Source organism: Buttiauxella agrestis, from assembly GCF_900446255.1.
Classification (GTDB): Bacteria; Pseudomonadota; Gammaproteobacteria; order Enterobacterales; family Enterobacteriaceae; genus Buttiauxella; species Buttiauxella agrestis.
This window is the reverse complement of record NZ_UIGI01000001.1, coordinates 3,235,106-3,252,111: the sequence shown is the minus strand read 5'-3', so window position 1 is coordinate 3,252,111 and position 17,006 is coordinate 3,235,106. Positions and strand designations below refer to the sequence as shown.

At 50.7% G+C, this 17,006-nt stretch carries 19 protein-coding genes and 2 tRNA genes; 10 read left to right on the top strand and 11 right to left on the bottom strand.

Annotation, left to right across the window (positions count from 1 at the left end; genetic code table 11):
- Window positions 1–24: 24 nt before the first annotated feature.
- Window positions 25–2,079 carry a DNA helicase IV gene (gene helD, locus DY231_RS15510; protein WP_115629741.1) on the top strand — a complete coding sequence of 685 codons (2,055 nt, stop codon included), beginning with the start codon at window positions 25–27 and terminating at the stop codon, window positions 2,077–2,079.
- Here the strand turns inward: helD and mgsA are convergent, their stop codons facing one another.
- On the bottom strand, window positions 2,080–2,538 hold the full coding sequence (gene mgsA / locus DY231_RS15505) for a methylglyoxal synthase (RefSeq protein ID WP_115629739.1): 459 nt from the start codon (window positions 2,536–2,538) through the stop codon (window positions 2,080–2,082).
- A gap of 95 nt (window positions 2,539–2,633) precedes the next feature.
- Entirely contained in the window at window positions 2,634–3,299 is a 666-nt protein-coding gene (csgI, locus tag DY231_RS15500) for a curli synthesis inhibitor (protein WP_115629737.1), read from the bottom strand.
- Window positions 3,300–3,485: 186 nt separating this feature from the next.
- On the opposite strand from csgI, the gene DY231_RS15495 reads away from it, so the two are divergent.
- Complete coding sequence (locus tag DY231_RS15495) at window positions 3,486–3,899, top strand: CoA-binding protein (RefSeq protein WP_034494366.1); 414 nt, start codon at window positions 3,486–3,488, stop codon at window positions 3,897–3,899.
- A 36-nt stretch (window positions 3,900–3,935) separates the two neighbouring features.
- On the opposite strand, the gene hspQ is transcribed toward DY231_RS15495, so the two are convergent.
- A complete protein-coding gene (gene hspQ / locus DY231_RS15490) occupies window positions 3,936–4,253 on the bottom strand; it encodes a heat shock protein HspQ (protein ID WP_034494367.1) in 318 nt (105 codons plus the stop codon).
- 60 nt (window positions 4,254–4,313) lie between these two features.
- Window positions 4,314–5,504, bottom strand: a complete 1,191-nt coding sequence (gene rlmI, locus DY231_RS15485) for a 23S rRNA (cytosine(1962)-C(5))-methyltransferase RlmI (protein WP_115629735.1) — start codon at window positions 5,502–5,504, stop codon at window positions 4,314–4,316.
- A 90-nt stretch (window positions 5,505–5,594) separates the two neighbouring features.
- On the opposite strand from rlmI, the gene yccX reads away from it, so the two are divergent.
- Window positions 5,595–5,876: an acylphosphatase gene (gene yccX / locus DY231_RS15480; RefSeq protein WP_115629733.1), complete on the top strand. Its 282-nt coding sequence runs from the start codon at window positions 5,595–5,597 to the stop codon at window positions 5,874–5,876.
- Here yccX and tusE read toward each other — a convergent pair.
- Both tusE and yccA read right to left on the bottom strand, forming a co-directional pair.
- Entirely contained in the window at window positions 5,873–6,202 is a 330-nt protein-coding gene (tusE, locus tag DY231_RS15475) for a sulfurtransferase TusE (protein WP_115629731.1), read from the bottom strand. The two genes, yccX and tusE, sit on opposite strands and share 4 nt — an antisense overlap.
- Before the next feature lie 107 nt (window positions 6,203–6,309).
- On the bottom strand, window positions 6,310–6,969 hold the full coding sequence (gene yccA / locus DY231_RS15470; protein ID WP_115629729.1) for an FtsH protease modulator YccA: 660 nt from the start codon (window positions 6,967–6,969) through the stop codon (window positions 6,310–6,312).
- Window positions 6,970–7,220: 251 nt separating this feature from the next.
- Between yccA and DY231_RS15465 the strand changes: the two genes are divergently transcribed.
- From DY231_RS15465 to DY231_RS15455, 3 genes are all read left to right on the top strand, one after another.
- Complete coding sequence (locus tag DY231_RS15465) at window positions 7,221–8,822, top strand: ABC transporter substrate-binding protein (RefSeq protein ID WP_256682714.1); 1,602 nt, start codon at window positions 7,221–7,223, stop codon at window positions 8,820–8,822.
- Window positions 8,823–8,985: 163 nt separating this feature from the next.
- Window positions 8,986–9,073, top strand: a tRNA-Ser gene (locus tag DY231_RS15460).
- Window positions 9,074–9,225: 152 nt separating this feature from the next.
- Window positions 9,226–9,313: transfer RNA gene (locus DY231_RS15455), tRNA-Ser, on the top strand.
- 113 nt (window positions 9,314–9,426) lie between these two features.
- On the opposite strand, the gene DY231_RS15450 is transcribed toward DY231_RS15455, so the two are convergent.
- Complete coding sequence (locus tag DY231_RS15450; RefSeq protein WP_115629725.1) at window positions 9,427–10,632, bottom strand: MFS transporter; 1,206 nt, start codon at window positions 10,630–10,632, stop codon at window positions 9,427–9,429.
- A 94-nt stretch (window positions 10,633–10,726) separates the two neighbouring features.
- Here DY231_RS15450 and DY231_RS15445 point away from each other — a divergent pair, with 94 nt between their 5' ends.
- Window positions 10,727–11,662: a LysR family transcriptional regulator gene (locus DY231_RS15445; protein ID WP_115631861.1), complete on the top strand. Its 936-nt coding sequence runs from the start codon at window positions 10,727–10,729 to the stop codon at window positions 11,660–11,662.
- A gap of 15 nt (window positions 11,663–11,677) precedes the next feature.
- Here DY231_RS15445 and DY231_RS15440 read toward each other — a convergent pair whose 3' ends face one another.
- Both DY231_RS15440 and DY231_RS15435 read right to left on the bottom strand, forming a co-directional pair.
- A complete protein-coding gene (locus DY231_RS15440; RefSeq protein WP_115629723.1) occupies window positions 11,678–12,469 on the bottom strand; it encodes an SDR family NAD(P)-dependent oxidoreductase in 792 nt (263 codons plus the stop codon).
- Between the two features lie 172 nt (window positions 12,470–12,641).
- Window positions 12,642–13,097 carry a winged helix-turn-helix transcriptional regulator gene (locus tag DY231_RS15435; RefSeq protein WP_034494374.1) on the bottom strand — a complete coding sequence of 152 codons (456 nt, stop codon included), beginning with the start codon at window positions 13,095–13,097 and terminating at the stop codon, window positions 12,642–12,644.
- A 179-nt stretch (window positions 13,098–13,276) separates the two neighbouring features.
- Between DY231_RS15435 and agp the strand changes: the two genes are divergently transcribed.
- Complete coding sequence (agp, locus tag DY231_RS15430; protein WP_115629721.1) at window positions 13,277–14,527, top strand: bifunctional glucose-1-phosphatase/inositol phosphatase; 1,251 nt, start codon at window positions 13,277–13,279, stop codon at window positions 14,525–14,527.
- 39 nt (window positions 14,528–14,566) lie between these two features.
- Here the strand turns inward: agp and DY231_RS15425 are convergent, their stop codons facing one another.
- Together DY231_RS15425 and wrbA are read right to left on the bottom strand one after the other, a co-directional pair.
- The gene (locus DY231_RS15425) at window positions 14,567–14,794 is read right to left on the bottom strand and encodes a YccJ family protein (RefSeq protein WP_034494378.1); all 228 of its coding nucleotides are present in this window, start codon (window positions 14,792–14,794) and stop codon (window positions 14,567–14,569) included.
- Between the two features lie 20 nt (window positions 14,795–14,814).
- Window positions 14,815–15,411, bottom strand: coding sequence for an NAD(P)H:quinone oxidoreductase (wrbA, locus tag DY231_RS15420; RefSeq protein WP_115629719.1), 597 nt, complete (start codon window positions 15,409–15,411; stop codon window positions 14,815–14,817).
- 384 nt (window positions 15,412–15,795) lie between these two features.
- Here wrbA and DY231_RS15415 point away from each other — a divergent pair, with 384 nt between their 5' ends.
- Together DY231_RS15415 and DY231_RS15410 are read left to right on the top strand one after the other, a co-directional pair.
- Entirely contained in the window at window positions 15,796–15,972 is a 177-nt protein-coding gene (locus tag DY231_RS15415; RefSeq protein ID WP_034456279.1) for a con-10 family general stress protein, read from the top strand.
- 125 nt (window positions 15,973–16,097) lie between these two features.
- Window positions 16,098–17,006 carry a DMT family transporter gene (locus DY231_RS15410; RefSeq protein ID WP_115629717.1) on the top strand — a complete coding sequence of 303 codons (909 nt, stop codon included), beginning with the start codon at window positions 16,098–16,100 and terminating at the stop codon, window positions 17,004–17,006.

Below are 17,006 nucleotides of genomic sequence, written 5' to 3'. Positions count from 1 at the left end.
CCATTCTGGATCAGGCAAAGCGTAATGGAATTAAAAGCGACCTCTCTTGGCAAACATTTAGCACAGCACCCCTACAATCGTGTGAAATTACTGGCTGCGGGTGTAGAGGTGAAAGGAGAACGTCACGAATACCTTATTCCATTCAATCAGTTAATTGCCATCAATTGCAAGCGCGGTCTGGTCTGGGGCGAGCTGGAATTTGTGCTTCCAGATGACAAAGTTGTGCGTTTGCATGGTACAGAATGGAATGAAACCCAGCGCTTTTATCATCATCTTGATCAGTTGTGGCAGAGCTGGAGTATCGAGATGAGTGAAGTCGCGGCGCAGGTGCTTCAACAGCAGTATGCCGAGATTACGCGCCGCATCCAGCAGGAAAAATGGTTCAAACGCAGCGATATGCAGGCATTGCAGCAAAATGTACGCGCCGCTTTTTCTGCATTGCCGCTCCCGCAGGCAAGGCTGGAGGATTTCGATAATTGCCGCGAATTGTGGATGCATTGCAAAGCCTGGCTTGAACAAGGTGAGACTCGCCGCCATCAGCGCAATACCGCTTATACCAATCATATGCTTGAAAAGCATGCTGATTTTTTCCAGAAAATCGAAAGCTCACCGCTTAATCTTTCTCAGGCACGCGCCGTGGTCAACGGCGAAGACTCACTTTTGGTGTTAGCAGGAGCCGGGAGTGGCAAAACGTCGGTGCTGGTGGCTCGTGCGGGTTGGTTACTGCAACGTGGCGAGGCCAGCGAAGATCAAATTTTGTTGTTGGCTTTTGGTCGCAAAGCCGCTCAGGAGATGGACGAGCGTATCGCTGAACGCCTCCATACCGACGCGATTTCAGCTCGTACCTTCCATGCTCTGGCGTTGCATATTATCCAACAAGGCAGCAAAAAAGCGCCGCGCGTCAGCGAGCTTGAATCCGATACCAACGCACGCCACCAATTACTGATTGAAAGCTGGCAGCAGCAATGTCGGGAGAAAAAAGCACAGGCGAAAGGCTGGCGTGAATGGTTGCGAGACGAGTTGCAATGGGACGTGCCGGAAGGCGAATACTGGAAAGACGAGCGCCTGGCGAAACGTCTGGCCAGTCGATTAGATCGTTGGCTTGGCCTTATGCGAATGCACGGCGGCTCGCAGGCTGACATGATTGCCTCAGCGCCGGAAGACATTCGCGATCTCTTTGCTAAACGCGTCAAGCTAATGGCCCCGTTATTAAAAACCTGGAAGACGGCACTGAAAGCCGAAGAGGCTGTCGATTTCTCAGGGCTGATTCATCAGGCCATTAATGTGCTGGAAAAAGGGCGATTTATCAGTCCGTGGAAGCATATTTTAGTTGATGAATTTCAGGATATTTCCCCTCAACGCGCGGCATTGCTGGCGGCGCTGAGAAAACAAAACTCGCATACTTCGCTGTACGCTGTAGGCGATGACTGGCAGGCAATTTATCGTTTCAGCGGTGCAGAAATGTCGCTGACAACCGCATTCGCTCAAAACTTTGGCGATGCAGATCAATGTGCGCTGGATACGACGTACCGCTTCAATGATCGGATCGGCGAGATTGCTAATCGTTTTGTGCAGCAGAATCCGCATCAACTTGCTAAGCCGCTGAACAGCCTGTCAAAAGGTGATAAAAAAGCCGTAACGTTATTGGCTGACGATCAACTCGAAGCGCTGCTCGACAAAATGAGTGGTTATGTTCAGCCTCAGGAACGCATTCTGGTGCTGGCGCGTTACCATCATTTACGCCCGGCGATTCTGGAAAAAGCCGCAACGCGTTGGCCTAAACTGGCCGTCGATTTTATGACGATTCATGCCAGCAAAGGGCAGCAGGCGGATTATGTCGTGGTTCTGGGATTGCAGCAGGGGAAAGATGGTTTCCCGGCCGTAGCTCGCGAATCGGTCATGGAAGAAGCGTTGTTGCCGCAACCTGAAGACTATCCTGATGCGGAAGAGCGACGGTTGTTGTACGTGGCGATGACGCGGGCCCGTCATCGTGTCTGGCTGTTATTCAACAAACAGGAACCGTCCAGTTTTGTCGATATTCTTAAACAGCTTGGCGTGCCCGCAGCCAATCGACCGTAATTATTTCAGTCGTTCTGCCAGATAGCGTGGGTAATCCGGGATTAAAATTTCAACTGACTGGTCAAAGCCTGGCGATTGAATAATAAAATCAGCGGTCGATAAATTGGTCGCAACCGGGATGTTCCACACTGTCGCCAGGCGTAGTAACGCTTTAACGTCCGGGTCATGTGGAACGGCGTTAAGCGGATCCCAGAAGAAAATCAGCACATCAATTTTCCCTTCAGAGATCAGCGCCCCAACTTGCTGATCGCCGCCCATCGGGCCACTTAGCATGGCGTTGACATCCAGACCGCTGCCACGCTGAATCAGATTTCCCGTGGTGCCGGTTGCGTACAACACATGATGGGTGAGAGTGGCCTTGTGGCGCTCCACCCATTTCAGCAGCGCGTCTTTGCAGTGATCGTGCGCGACCAGCGCAATATGTTTTTGTTCCGCCAGCGTGCGGGTCGTTAATTCCATTGCTTAATCCTGATTGATTAAAATTGCCTACAGCTTACTGAAAGGCACTGATGCTGCAAGAGAAGGGTGTCAAAAATGCAGGATGAGCAAAGCAATTATTGCGTTGGGTTATCTTTTACCCATTGTAAGAAACGCTCACGAGTCGATTTGTCTGCCTGTAAAAACCAATATCGGAGGCGTTGCTCAGTTAGTGTTTCTGACTGCCGGGGAGGGGTATCAAGCTCAGAAGATTTCGAGAGCAGCTCGCTATCATCCGCCATCATTGTTGCGAAACCTTTAATCGACGCTGTTTTTCCTGCCTTGTTGTAAAACTGCGTATCTCGCTCGTAATCAATTCCCTGAGATGAGGCTTTGACCGGCAAAATATCAATTTTCAAGGGGATCACGACGGCATCGCCATCCAATAATTGCAAATGCGGAGCGTGGTCGAACTCATCACTTTCTTTATCATTCTCTAACCGGGGCAAATTAAAATTAACCTGGCTAACTTCTTTGGTATCGAAGCTCACGACCAACGGTGGCGAGATATAAAGACGTTGTTCACGCGTGCTGGTACGAATATTTTTTTCAACCCGAAACACCAGTTGATGTGGGCCATTATCCAGCTCAAGACTATCCGCGCCTCGCAGTAAAGAACTGGAAACTTTTTTCCCATCAAGCACCAGCAAATCGATATCCGTAGACAAACGTAACGTTGTTGACCACGCTTCAGGCGGTAAAATAAGCAAACAACATATCGCTATAACGAACCAGGTTCTCATCAATGACTCCTGCCTCAAGTAAATTGGGCTATCCGTAGCTGAATGTATCAAAATTTTTCACATCCCCCGCTCATTAACATATAGACATATTTCCAGGATTTGCTCTACTACGTCTGTATGGGAAAGATGGTGAGTCAGTAATGGATGGCATACACTTTTGATTACTGAGTCCCCGCGGAGAGTGTGATGAAACAGGCAGATATCGAAACTATTCTAAAAAGCACCCGAACAATTGCGCTGGTGGGAGCCAGTGATAAGCCCGACAGACCAAGCTATCGAGTGATGGCGTATTTGCTCGACCAGGGTTATGAAGTGATTCCGGTGTCGCCGAAAGTGGCGGGTAAAACACTTTTAGGTCAGCAGGGTTATGGCACGCTGGCTGAAATTCCTAAAAAAATCGATATGGTTGACGTGTTCCGCAATTCTGAAGCTGCGTGGGAAGTGGCGAGAGAAGCGATTGCCATTGGTGCAAAAACGTTGTGGATGCAATTGGGCGTCATCAATGAACAAGCCGCCGTACTGGCGCAAGATGCTGGGCTGAACGTGGTCATGGATAAATGCCCGGCGATAGAAATTCCGAGATTGGGTCTGGCTAAATAATTCAATAATAAAAAACCCCGCAGCGCGGGGTTTTTGCTAATTACGTAGGCGAGGTGCCTGAAGTTGCTGCCGTATCGAAGCCGCCAATTCATCCATCGACGGTTGTTCGGGATGCTCGTCTTGTGACTCCCCACTTAACTGGGCTTCAGCAAGATAGGTATGCACCGCCTGGCCATCATCATCTTCCATCACTACATGATACCAGGGGGCACTACGGAGGACATCGTTGTCGGCCAGATCATCTTCCGCAGGTTCATCCAGAGAATATTCCGGGTCGATATCGACCACCACCCCCAGATAACCCAGCAAAGAATGTCGTACTTGCTGGCCAATGCCGAATTTGCTGGCAATCATAGTCACCTCCTGAGAAACATTACCTGCCATTAATGTGCGGGCAACATTCCATTTTTCAAGTTACATGACGCGACAGGCAAACCCTTTCAGATACAGCCCTTCCGGGTAGGTCGCGATCACTGGGTGGTCGGCGGCCTGGCGGAACTGCTCTATAAATTGTACATCACGCCCGGCATCAACGGCGGCATCAGCAATGATTTTCTGGAATAAATCTGTCGTCATCAGTCCAGAACAAGAGAAAGTCATCAGGATGCCACCCGGATTCAACAGCTGGATGGCCAGCATGTTGATATCTTTATAGCCGCGGCAAGCGCCCATCAATTGGCTCTTGTTTTCGACAAACTTCGGCGGGTCCATCACGATAACGTCGAACTTCTCACCCTGGTCGCGATACTTGCGCAGCAGTTTAAATACGTCATCACGCAAGAACTCAGCTTTGCTCAAATCGAGTTTGTTCAGCTCAACGTTTTGCTTCGCAACATCCAGCGCATCCTGAGAGGTATCCACGCTGACAACCTGGCTACATCCGCCCATCAAAGCAGAAACCGCAAAACCACCGGTATAAGAGAAGCAGTTCAGCACACGCTTATCTTTCACATACTGGCGAGTGGCAAAACGGCTGTCGCGCTGGTCAAGGTAATAACCGGTTTTGTGGCCGCCTTTGATATCGACCAGCAACTTCATGCCGTGCTCTTCAATTGGCAGTAAATCCGGTGGCAATTCGCCACTCACTGGACCTTGAGTTAACTCCATACCTTCTTTCTTACGCACCGCTACGTCAGAACGGTCGTATATCGCGCATTCTGGGTAGAGGTTTTGTAATGCGGCAACCAGCGCCGGGCGCTGATATTCAGCACCGGCTGAAAGCAATTGCAGCACTAAAAAATTGCCGAAACGATCGATGGTGACGCCAGGCATTCCATCAGACTCGCCTGCAATCAGGCGATAGCTGTCCAGCCCGTCACGCGCGGCAAGCCATTCGCGCCAAAGCTGCGCCTGCTTTAAACGGCGAATGAAGAATTCGATATCAATGCTTTCGTTGGCATCAAATGTCCAGACGCGAGCACGAATTTGCGACGATGGGGAATAAGCGGCGCGGGCTAACCATTTGCCCTGGCTATCGACGACATCAATCGTTTCACCAAGGTTGGCTTTGCCTTCCATGCGTGCAACGGCACCAGAAAACACCCACGGATGACGGCGCAATAACGATTTTTCGCGCCCTTTGGTTAACACTAAACGTACACTCATAATTTGCTATGCTTTCTTGCTAATAATTGGGCGTCATTTTCCGGCTTACACCGGCTAAATGCAACGCAAGAACCCGAAACGGAGGAAGTTATGGCCACAGTATGCACACTTGCCTGGGTCCACGGCCTGGTTCAGGGAGTCGGTTTTCGTTACTGCACCCAGCGCGAAGGGTTAAAACTGGGGTTAACCGGTTATGCCCGCAATATGGATGACGGTAGCGTTGAGGTATTGGCCTGCGGTGAAGCGCAACAGGTTGAGGTGCTCATCGCATGGCTAAAAGCTGGGGGGCCGCGCAGTGCCAGGGTGGATAAAGTGCTGACAGAACCTCACCAACCTGACCGCCAATGGACAGACTTTAGTATTCGCTACTAAATGCATTTCACCGGTTTTGGCAGGCCAGCAATTTTTGTTGCCTGCTTAGCCGGCCCTTTTGGAAACAATCGATACAGATAACGGCTATTGCCTTTTTCTTCTCCGAATTTGTTTGCCATGGCTTTAACCAGCATCCGAATCGCCGGGGAAGTATTAAATTCCAGGTAAAACTCGCGCACGAATCGCACCACTTCCCAGTGTTCTACGGCAAGGGTAATGCCTTCCTTGGCAGCTATCGCTTCTGCCAGCGGTTCGCTCCACTCCTGGCTATTTTTAAGATAACCATCGGCATCGGTTTCTATCTCACGGCCTTCAAACATCAACATAATTATTCTTTGCTCCAGACAAACTGGGCGCAGTGTAGCAAATTTTACTGTTGCAGAAAAAACAAAGCCCCGCGAGAGCGAGGCTTTGTATGGGCGGGCCGTGAAGATTAGTTACGGTTTGCGAAGCCCAGAATGCTCAACAGGCTGATAAAGATGTTGTACAGAGAAACGTACAAGCTCACCGTTGCGCGAATGTAGTTGGTTTCGCCGCCACGGATGATATTGCTGGTTTCAAACAAAATTGCACCGGATGAAATCAGAATAAACACCGCGCTGATTGCCAGATGCAGAGCAGGCAATTGCAGGAAGATGTTTGCCACCATACCGATAAGCACGACAACCACGCCCGCCATCAGCATACCGCCGAGGAAGGACATATCTTTTTTGGTGGTCAGCACATAAGCAGAGCAACTGAAGAACACCAGTGCGGTGCCGCCCAGCGCCATGCCAATGACATCGCCCATACCGGCAGAGATGTAGGAATTCAACATTGGGCCGAGGATATACCCCAGGAAGCCAGTAAAGGCGAATGCTGCCAGAATACCGGTCGGCTTATCCGCCAGGCGATAGGTTAAAAACATCAGGCCATACATGCCGACCAGCGTCAGAATCAACCCTGGAGATGGCAGCATCAGCACGGTGCTGGCGGTTGCGGTAATCGCAGAAAACGCCAGCGTCAGGCTGAGTAGGAAATAAGTATTACGCAGTACCTTGTGGGTACTCAGCAGTGACGAACGGTCACGCGAGGAAGTAATTATGCGATCCATTCAGAAACTCTCTCTTATAGCAGGTGGTTATAGTGACTGAGAGTAATGGCCTCCTTTATTGCAATAAAGTCCTTTTACCCATCTTTACCTTGTTGAGCATTATTTCACAGACCAGACCTTCGTCATAAAACTCACTTATATGTGGCTGAAATTTATTGCTTTATCTATTTCGGCTGCTAAGAGTGTTAACCGTACCGTCGTTAATAACTCAAATAAGGCGTGTTATGAAAACAAACAACCACATCACATTTATGAAATCGTTTATCGCAATTGGACTGACTAGTGCAATTTCAGGTGCCTGGGCCGCGAATGTGCCAGCCGATACCGAACTGGCTGCGAAACAGGAACTAGTACGCAACAATGGCAGTGAACCGGCTTCACTTGATCCCCATAAAGTAGAAAGTAGTGTTGAGTCGGCAATTATCAGTGATTTTTTTGAAGGGCTGGTAGAGGTACGCAATGATGGTTCCATCGAGCCAAGACTGGCTGAAAAATGGGAGCAGAAAAGCAGCACGGAATGGGTTTTCCATCTTCGCCCTGGCATTAAATGGTCCAATGGTGAGCCGATCACCGCTGAAGATGTGGTCTGGAGTTGGCAGCGCCTGGTTGATCCCAAAATAGGATCACCGTATGCGAGCTACCTCGGCAATATGCATGTGGTAAACGCGGCAGATATTGCAGAGGGAAAAAAATCCCCTGATACGTTAGGTGTTAAAGCGTTAGATGATGCGACGCTGCAAGTTACGTTGACTCAACCTACTGCCGCCTTCCTCGCAATGCTCGCGCACACCTCGCTGGTGGTGGTTGATAAAGCCGTCGTTGAGAAGTTTGGCGACAAATGGACGCAGCCGGCTAATTTTGTCAGCAGTGGGCCATACACACTTTCTGATTGGGTAGTAAACGAAAAAGTCATCGGGGTGCGTAATAAAAACTATTGGGATGATAGCCGCACCGTTATTAACAAAGTGACTTATTTGCCCATTGCTTCTGAAACCTCAGACATCAATCGCTATAAAGCCGGTGAAATCGATATTGTTTTGACTGTGCCGCAAACGCTGTACGCTTCACTGAAGAAATCTATACCCGATCAGGTCCATGTGACGCCTAAACTGGCGACCTACTACTACCAATTTAATACCACTAAAGCGCCATTCAACGACCCGCGTGTGCGTCGTGCGCTGAACATGGCACTGGATAAAGACATTATCGCTGAAAAAGTGCTGGGGCAGGGGCAAATCCCGGCCTGGGTCATCAGCCAGAAAGATATTGGTGGTGTCGAACTCAAATCTCCTGATTACGCCAGCTGGAGCCATGAGAGGCGTGTAGCAGAAGCGAAAAAGCTTCTGGAAGAAGCGGGATTTAATGCCACCCATCCGTTGAAATTCAATCTGTTGTACAACACCTCTGAATCGCATCAACGCATTGCCATTGCCGCCAGTTCAATGTGGAGCAAAAACCTGGGAGTAGAAGCGAAGCTGCAAAACCAGGAATGGAAAACCATGCTTGATACCATGCACAGCGGGACTTTTGACGTGGTGCGTTATGCGTGGATTGCTGATTACGACGATGCGGCGACATTCCTGAATAACTTCCGCACTGGCGATAGCGAAAATACCTCGAAGTACAGCAATGCCGCTTTTGATGACGCGCTAAAAAATGCAGCCAAAGCAGACAATGTGGAACAGCGCGGTAAGTTCTACCAACAAGCCGAGGATAAACTGGCGGAAGATGTGCCAGCCATTCCGGTTTATCATTATGTGTTGGTCCAGCTAGTGAAACCTTATGTCGGCGGATACGCGCCAAACAACCTTGGTTTCTACTACACCAAAGATATGTACATCAAAAAACATTGATAGTCGGTGCGTTGCAGGCGGCAAAACTTGCAACGAATTCTGATGTTAAATTACTCAAGTTGTTGGCGTTTCACTCAAACAGCGCGAGTTTGGTGATTTATCAGGCGAACGAACAAAATCGTGCTTTACAGGAAGTATGGGGATGTTTATAGTTCGCCTCGTTGGAAGCGTGGCCGAGTGGTTGAAGGCACCGGTCTTGAAAACCGGCGATCCGAAAGGGTTCTAGAGTTCGAATCTCTACGCTTCCACCAACATTCAAGCCCTAGCTTAGAAATAAGCTGGGGCTTTTTCGTTTTAACTTTTTGATGTTTCAATTAAATAACACGATTTTGGTTATTTTTAAGGCGAACGAACAAAGTCAGGCTTTACAGGAAGTTCGCAGATGTTTATAGTTCGCCTCGTTGGAAGCGTGGCCGAGTGGTTGAAGGCACCGGTCTTGAAAACCGGCGATCCGAAAGGGTTCTAGAGTTCGAATCTCTACGCTTCCACCAACATTCAGACCCCAGCTTAGAAATAAGCTGGGGTTTTTCGTTTTTGTCGTTGACCCCTTCGCTGAAATGCCTTGTTTCACGAAGGCTCCAGCTATATTCCTTCACTCGTTTTGCTATTTAGCGCGCGTCGTTAAACGAATCAAAAGCCCACATAATGCAGCAAACGTTGCCAGCCCAACCATGCCTGTCCAGCCGAAATGCTCCAGGGCTTTGCTGCCAAGTGAAGCTCCCAACGCCATGCCAATAAATACCACGGTAAACATAATGGCGTTCAGGCGGCTGCGTGCGGCTGGGTCGAGCGCATAGATGATGGTCTGGTGTGCAACCAGGGAAGCCTGAATACCGAGATCAAATCCAATCGCACTGACCACAATTACCGCAAGTTGTGCAGGAGCGGGCAGCAGCGGCATCACAAACATCAGGGCAAAAGAGATGACGACCAGCGCGGCGGCCATTTTCGTGACGAAATTTGGGCCACGACGGTCAGCGAGTGAACCTGCCAGCGGTGCAGCAAGTGCCCCTGCCGCACCCGCCAGGCCAAACGCACCGGCTACCGCACTGCCAAGATGGAAGCGCTCTGCGAGCATAATCGCCAGTGTTGACCAGAAAGCGCTGAAGGCAATCGACAGCAACCCTTGTGCCAGTGCGGCACGGCGCAGAGCTGAATACTCCAACCATAATTTACCCAATGAGCGCAGCAGAGCGGGGTAGCGCAGTGTCGTTTCTGGCTTGAAAACAGGCAGCACGTACCAGAGTGTCAGCGTAACCACCCACACACCAACCGCCGCTATGGCATAAACGCTGCGCCAGCCGAACAATTCTGCCACAACACCGCTAAACACCCGTGAAAGAAGAATCCCCGCCAGAAGCCCGGTCATCACCATACCGACGGTTTTACCGCGGTTGCTGTCTGAGGCAAGCGTTGCGGCGGCAGGAATAATATCCTGCGCTACCGTCGCCACCAGGCCAATCGCCAGGCTACTGAGCAGCAGCACATGCCAGGAAGAGGCGAATCCGCACAGCAAAAGTGTCAGTGAAAGCAGCGTGCCTTTAATCAAAATAATGCGACGGCGGTCAAAGCGGTCACCCAGTGGGGCGAGTAACAGAATGCCAAGCGCATAACCGATTTGCGTCAGCGTCGGCACCAGGCCGACATCACCGACACGGGCATGAAACGTGCTGCCGATAATCCCCAGCATCGGTTGGCTGTAATAAATCGAGGCCACGCTCAGGCCGGCACCCAGGGCGAGCAGAAAAACAATTTTGCCAGAAAGCTGACTGTGGGGGGTTGATGTGGTTATTGCGGAAAGCTGGCTCATGGCGCGCTCCAGTGGGTTAATGTGCGGCCATTCTTATCGTTATTGCCCTACGGTTGTAGCCCCCAGCGGGGTAAAACTGTTATACACTCAACGTATGAATAAAAACTTTAATCCCGCTGGCGATCGTATAGCCATTTTGCAAACCTTTGTGCGCATCGTTGAGAGCGGCAGTCTTTCTGCGGCTGCGTCGCAGATGGATACCACCCAACCGACCATTAGCCGACGCCTGCAAAATCTCGAGCAAATGCTCGGCGTTAAGTTAATCCAGCGCACGACGCACAGCATGAAACTGACCGACGACGGCGAGCGCTGTTATCAGCATGCACGCAGGCTGATTGAAAACTGGCAGCTTCTGGAAGATGAGGTCAGTGGTGCACGTGACGATCCCGCAGGCGTGCTGCGGGTGCGTGCGCCACATGCGTTCGGGCAGGATCAGCTTATTGGGCCGTTGGGCGATTACCTGCGGCGTTATCCGCAGATCAACATTGAGTGGATCTTAAACGATCGTTCCCCGGACTTTATCCCGGAAGGCATTGATTGTGCGATCCACGTAGGAGCCATTACCGACGCTTCTATGGTGGCTGTTCTGCTGGCAGAAGTGCCGCGCATTGTTGTCGCAGCCCCTTCGCTACTTGCCAGTCACGGGCCGGTAAATCAGGTTGCGGATTTAGCGCAATTGCCCTGGGTGGCGCTGAGCAGTTTCTATCGCAACGAAGTGACGTTAAACCCACTGAGCAGTGGTGAGCCTTTGTGCTTCGATATTACGCCAAGGCTGAGCACTGATAGCCTGTATGCGGTGCGCAAGGCGGCCATAAACGGCCTGGGCGTAGGGATGGTTTCTTCCTGGGTGGTGAAAGAGGATTTGGAAGAAGGGACATTGTTGCACGTGCTATCCGACTGGCAGGCCGCACCGCTGCCAGTTTACCTGCTTTACCCGTACGCGAGTTATTACCCGGCCCGGCTGCGCAAATTTATTGAGCTGATGAAAGAGGTAATGCCAGGGTTAACCGGAACTCGGACAGCACGTTAAAACTGACTGCGCTGATTACTTCTGATAACGCGGGGCAGGAATGCCGGTGCGCGAAGCATCGAAAATCGCCAGTCGTGCAGTTTCGTAAGCTTCCCATAGCGCCAAATCATGCAGCGGTGGCACGGTCACCGCTTCGCCCTGATCTAACCCGGCAAGCGCCGCATCAACCATATTTTCAGTGGTCATGATGGACTCTGGTGCCAGATGATCCATTGATACACCGGATACTTCCCAGATTTCTGTGGCGGTTACCGCCGGTAATACCGCCTGAATCCGCACATTGCTGCCTTCAATTTCTTGCTGTAAGCCACGAGTGAAATTCAGCACATAGCCTTTGGTGCCGCTGTATACGGCGCTGCCTGCGATGGCGTGAAGTGAAACCACGGATGCAATGTTGATAATGGTGCCGCTGTTTTGTGCCTGAAAACGGGTGAGGGCGGCAAGGCTCAGACGTGTCAGCGCGGTGATATTAAGCGCTATATCGGCCTGATGTAACTCAGCGCTGCCTGCCGTAAACGGCGCAAGGTGTGCGACACCGGCATTATTGACCAACACACTTATCCGTTGATTGCTGCGAAGTGACTCTTCCACCGCCTGCATGCCGCTCTCCTTTGCGAGATCGGCGGTTAATGTCTGAACGTTGATACCGTGCAGAGATTCCAGTTTTGCTGCCAGTTCACGCAGGCGATCTTCGCGGCGTGCAACCAACAGCAGATCGTATCCGCGAGCGGCGAAGCGCTCTGCATAAACCGCGCCAATGCCTGAAGATGCGCCGGTAATTACTGCAACAGAAGGGGAAGTGGTCATGGCAAAGCCTCGTGGGTGAAAGTAAATTTTAGGTTTCATGATGAAACTAAATTAAAAATAGATTTAATGGTTTTATAATGCAACCAAATTATGTGGAATTTTTTCTTTCTGCGTTTGTTGGAGAGGAATGGATGGGGCGGATAACCAGAACTTTTATCCACCCTTCAACAGGTTACTCGACGGGAATAGCCGGGATTTGTGCGACCACTTCTTCAGGGGCGAGAGTGCGTCCGTCCTGTGCTTGTAACGTGAGTTTACGCAGTGGTTGATGCAGTTCGTCGTCAACCAACACGCTGCATTTTTCGTGGCTATCAAACAGATAATCGCCACCCCATTGCGCCAGCGCAACCAGCACTGTTTGCAGGGCGCGGCCTTTTTCGGTCAACACATATTCATTCCATGCGCTGCCGTCGGTTGCGGGGCGAACAGTCAAAATGTCTTGCTCAACCAGTTGTTTTAAGCGCTGAGTCAGCATGTTTTTGGCGATGCCGAGGTTTTTTTGGAACTCACCAAAACGCGTCAGGCCGTTCAGTGCATCGCGCACAATCAGCAACGACCACCAGTCACCGATGATATCCAGCGACCGGGCGACCGGGCAGATACTGCCTTCCATACTTTTGCGTTTCATTTGACCTCCACAGCACATCATTTGGTTTTATTATAAAACCCATTATCCAGATTGAATAGTTTTCCTTCTTCCTCTGTTTTTGCGACAGGCTCAAAAGGCGGTTGCGCTATTTTCTGCCAAAATGAATGCGGCACGAAATTCCTGCGACTGTTATGCAATAACCTCTTGAGGATAAAGGGATGAATAAAAAAACGATTGCAACATTACTGGCTATGGCTTGCTTCGCACCTGCACTGGCGCACGCCGAAACCGCGCCACAGGGTTACAAACTTGAACAAGTGTTGCTGATGAGTCGCCATAACTTGCGCGCCCCACTGGCTAACAATGGCAGCGTGCTGGAACAATCCACGGCGCAGTCCTGGCCTGAATGGGATGTGCCGGGTGGCCAACTCACCACTAAAGGCGGCGTGCTGGAGGTGTATATGGGCCATTACTTACGTGAATGGCTTGCCGAACAAGGGCTGGTAAAAAGTGGTGAATGCCCAACGCCACAAAACGTTTACGCCTACGCTAACAGCTTGCAACGCACCGTCGCTACGGCGCAGTTCTTTATCACCGGGGCGTTTCCTGGCTGTGATGTGCCTGTCCATCATCAGGAAAAAATGGGCACCATGGACCCAACCTTCAACCCGGTCATCACCAATGATTCGCCTGAGTTTAAGCAAGCCGCTCTGAAGGCGATGGAAACCCAGCGCGAGCACTTCAAACTGGACGACAGCTACCAGCTGCTGGAGCAAATTGTCGCATTCAAAGACTCGCCAGTTTGCAAAGAAAAACAGGTGTGTGACCTGACTGCGCAGAAAGACAAATTTAGCGCCAATGCCACAGAAGAACCTGGCGTAAGCGGCCCGCTCAAAGTCGGTAACTCGCTGGTGGATGCCTTCACGTTGCAATATTACGAAGGCTTCCCGGTGGATAACGTCGCCTGGGGGAAAATCAAAACCGACCAGCAGTGGAAGGTATTATCCCAGTTGAAAAATAGTTATCAGGACACGCTGTTTACCTCGCCGCAAGTGGCGCGAAATGTCGCCGCACCGCTGATCAAATACATTCAGAAAGCGTTGGCGGGCAATGATAATAAAGGGCCAAAAATCACGTTACTGGTGGGGCATGACTCCAACATTGCGTCGCTGCTGACGGCACTGGATTTCAAACCTTATCAATTGCCTGAGCAATATGAACGTACGCCAATCGGTGGCAAAATCATGTTCCAGCGCTGGCATGATGCGGATAACAATCGTGAATTGATGAAGGTGGAGTACGTCTATCAAAGCACCGAGCAGTTGCGTAAGGCGGATGTATTAAGCCTGCAACAACCTCCGCAGCGTGTGACGCTCCAGCTTAACGGTTGCCCGATCGATGCGAATGGTTTTTGCCCATGGGATAAATTCACTGAAGTATTAGCGCAGACGGTGAAAGAAGCGAAGTAAAAGAAAGGGGATCCCCCGCCGTGAGCGGGGGAAATCAGGTCAAACGTTTTTGCGCTCGATGGTTTGCTCGCCCCAAAATAGCGAATCTTTATCCGTTTTTTCAAATGCCAACGTTAAGACTTCGTCGTTGCCATCTTCCCAAATTTTCTCAGCTAATTTTTCGTCGTATTTTGCCACTTCAAAAATAGCCTCTGCTATTTCAGGAGAAGTGTTTCTCAAACTCGCCCATTCACCCACATGATGAACTTTTGATTGTTGATTCTGCATGCTCTCCTCCAGAACGTCATTTAACCATGAAGTTTGACTGCCAGACCTGCCACGTGTTCACCCTGGAAGCGGGCAATAGAAAGCTCTTCCTGGCTTGGCTGGCGTGAACCGTCTGCTCCGGCAATCGTTGTTGCACCGTAAGGTGTCCCACCACGAACCTGTGAGACATCAAACAATTCTTGTGCCGCATAACCGATAGGGACAATCACCATGCCGTGGTGGGCAAGTGTGGTCCAGGTTGAAGAGATGGTATGTTCCTGGCCGCCGCCAGTTCCGGTTGAACTAAACACGCTGGCAAGCTTGCCGTGTAAAGCGCCTGATGCCCATAAGCCACCCGTTTGATCGAGGAAGGTGCGCATCTGCCCGGACATATTGCCAAAGCGGGTTGGAGTGCCAAAAATAATTGCGTCGTAATCGGCAAGCTCTTGTGGTGTGGCTTGCGGGGCATTTTGCGTCTTACCCCCGGCTTTTAAGAATGCATCGGCGGGCATGGTTTCCGGGACACGTTTCACCGTCACCTCTACGCCATCAACCTTCTGTGCACCTTCTGCCACAGCATGTGCCATGGTTTCGATGTGTCCGTACATTGAATAATAAAGCACCAGAACTTTAGCCATTTCGCTTCACTCCTTACCTGTGTCGCAGCGTTTGCTGCCGTACTTTAAAGATAAGTGCTGTGGCCTAATGTGCAAATTAGAAGCCGTTTTCCTTGATCATTCACAATAACGCGCCGCTATGTTGCATTACGTCACATTTTCCTGAGGTGACTATTTCACTAAAAATAAGAAAGTCTTATGGATTAAGCGGCGAAAAAATCACCCATTCTGGCGATTACATGTTGCAAGATATTACGATTAACTGGTCAATTACTCTCACTGCACTAAGCTTACTCCCACGCGGCAACGTTAAATAAGCTGTATTTTTAGCCGCGAGGTGAAAGAATTTTCTTTGACCGAATGCAATATGATGTCTTAACTATTTCACCAATCTGGAGGTTGGAAATGGCAAACCATCGTGGTGGGTCAGGTAATTTCGCTGAAGACCGTGAAAGAGCATCAGAAGCAGGTCGCAAAGGTGGCCAGCATAGTGGCGGGAACTTCAAAAATGACCCGCAACGTGCCTCAGAAGCAGGCCAGAAAGGGGGCAAAAATAGCCACGGCAAAGGTAGCAGTAAGTAATCGTACGCAGCCTGGTTAACCCCAACCGCCGGTGAAAGCCGGCGGTTTTATTTTGTCTGTCCCATTGCACGGCTCCCCGTCGCACAGCACACTATCCGGCTTGCTTATTCCGCTTCGGTATTTCCATGTCAGCCCTATTGCGCCGTTACCAATTTGCTATTAAACCCCAGGAAGCCATCCTGATCCTCATCACTATGTTTTGGGGTGGGACATTCCTTGCCGTGTCATATGCGATGACGATGAGCGGGCCGTTCTTTTTCGTCGGATTGCGCTTTGCCACCGCCGCGCTGGCGGTGGGTTTACTGTCGCTAAAAACATTGCGCGGCCTGACCTGGCTTGAGGTCAAAGCTGGTGTGTTTATCGGGGTGTCGATTGCGATAGGTTACAGCATGCAAACCTGGGGTTTGCAGACCATTCCCAGCAGTAAATCCGCATTTATTACTGCGATGTACGTGCCGCTGGTGCCCGTGCTGCAATGGATTTGTCTGGGCAGAATGCCGGGTGTGATGTCGTGGATTGGCGTAGCACTCGCATTTATCGGCCTGATTTTTCTTGCCGGGCCGGACGGCACCTCGTTAACGCTTGGCGCGGGTGAAATTATCACGCTGATTAGCGCCCTGGCGATTGCCGCAGAAATCATTCTTATCAGCGCCTGGGCGGGCAAAGTGGATATTAAGCGCGTCACGATTGTGCAGCTGGCAACCGCCTCGATTGTTGCGTTTGCCACCATGATTCCGGCGGGCGAAAGTGTTCCTGCCTTTACCCCTGATTTACTGGCTATTGCGTTAGGCCTTGGGATTTTCAGCGCCATTATTCAAGTGACGATGAACTGGGCGCAACGCAGCGTTTCCCCGACGCGAGCGACGGTGATTTACACTGGCGAACCGGTTTGGGCAGGTATTTTCGGGCGTATTGCCGGGGAGCGTTTACCGATGTTGGCACTGCTGGGTGGCGCGTTGATTGTGCTGGGCGTGTTGGTCAGCGAGCTAAAACTGAAACGCAAAAAGAAGCAGGAATCACTCTCAGCTTTGTAG

Excerpts from the sequence above, each read along its gene's own strand:
- mgsA (WP_115629739.1), bottom strand. The coding sequence starts at position 2,538 with ATGGAATTAACGACCCGCACGCTGGCGGAACAAAAACATATTGCGCTG.
- DY231_RS15410 (WP_115629717.1), top strand. The coding sequence starts at position 16,098 with ATGTCAGCCCTATTGCGCCGTTACCAATTTGCTATTAAACCCCAGGAA.
- DY231_RS15465 (WP_256682714.1), top strand. The coding sequence starts at position 7,221 with ATGAAATCGTTTATCGCAATTGGACTGACTAGTGCAATTTCAGGTGCC.
- DY231_RS15440 (WP_115629723.1), bottom strand. The coding sequence starts at position 12,469 with ATGACCACTTCCCCTTCTGTTGCAGTAATTACCGGCGCATCTTCAGGC.
- wrbA (WP_115629719.1), bottom strand. The coding sequence starts at position 15,411 with ATGGCTAAAGTTCTGGTGCTTTATTATTCAATGTACGGACACATCGAA.
- helD (WP_115629741.1), top strand. The coding sequence starts at position 25 with ATGGAATTAAAAGCGACCTCTCTTGGCAAACATTTAGCACAGCACCCC.
- DY231_RS15415 (WP_034456279.1), top strand. The coding sequence starts at position 15,796 with ATGGCAAACCATCGTGGTGGGTCAGGTAATTTCGCTGAAGACCGTGAA.
- csgI (WP_115629737.1), bottom strand. The coding sequence starts at position 3,299 with ATGAGAACCTGGTTCGTTATAGCGATATGTTGTTTGCTTATTTTACCG.
- tusE (WP_115629731.1), bottom strand. The coding sequence starts at position 6,202 with ATGTTGATGTTTGAAGGCCGTGAGATAGAAACCGATGCCGATGGTTAT.
- DY231_RS15445 (WP_115631861.1), top strand. The coding sequence starts at position 10,727 with ATGAATAAAAACTTTAATCCCGCTGGCGATCGTATAGCCATTTTGCAA.
- DY231_RS15450 (WP_115629725.1), bottom strand. The coding sequence starts at position 10,632 with ATGAGCCAGCTTTCCGCAATAACCACATCAACCCCCCACAGTCAGCTT.
- yccX (WP_115629733.1), top strand. The coding sequence starts at position 5,595 with ATGGCCACAGTATGCACACTTGCCTGGGTCCACGGCCTGGTTCAGGGA.
- DY231_RS15495 (WP_034494366.1), top strand. The coding sequence starts at position 3,486 with ATGAAACAGGCAGATATCGAAACTATTCTAAAAAGCACCCGAACAATT.
- hspQ (WP_034494367.1), bottom strand. The coding sequence starts at position 4,253 with ATGATTGCCAGCAAATTCGGCATTGGCCAGCAAGTACGACATTCTTTG.
- rlmI (WP_115629735.1), bottom strand. The coding sequence starts at position 5,504 with ATGAGTGTACGTTTAGTGTTAACCAAAGGGCGCGAAAAATCGTTATTG.
- yccA (WP_115629729.1), bottom strand. The coding sequence starts at position 6,969 with ATGGATCGCATAATTACTTCCTCGCGTGACCGTTCGTCACTGCTGAGT.
- DY231_RS15425 (WP_034494378.1), bottom strand. The coding sequence starts at position 14,794 with ATGCAGAATCAACAATCAAAAGTTCATCATGTGGGTGAATGGGCGAGT.
- DY231_RS15435 (WP_034494374.1), bottom strand. The coding sequence starts at position 13,097 with ATGAAACGCAAAAGTATGGAAGGCAGTATCTGCCCGGTCGCCCGGTCG.
- agp (WP_115629721.1), top strand. The coding sequence starts at position 13,277 with ATGAATAAAAAAACGATTGCAACATTACTGGCTATGGCTTGCTTCGCA.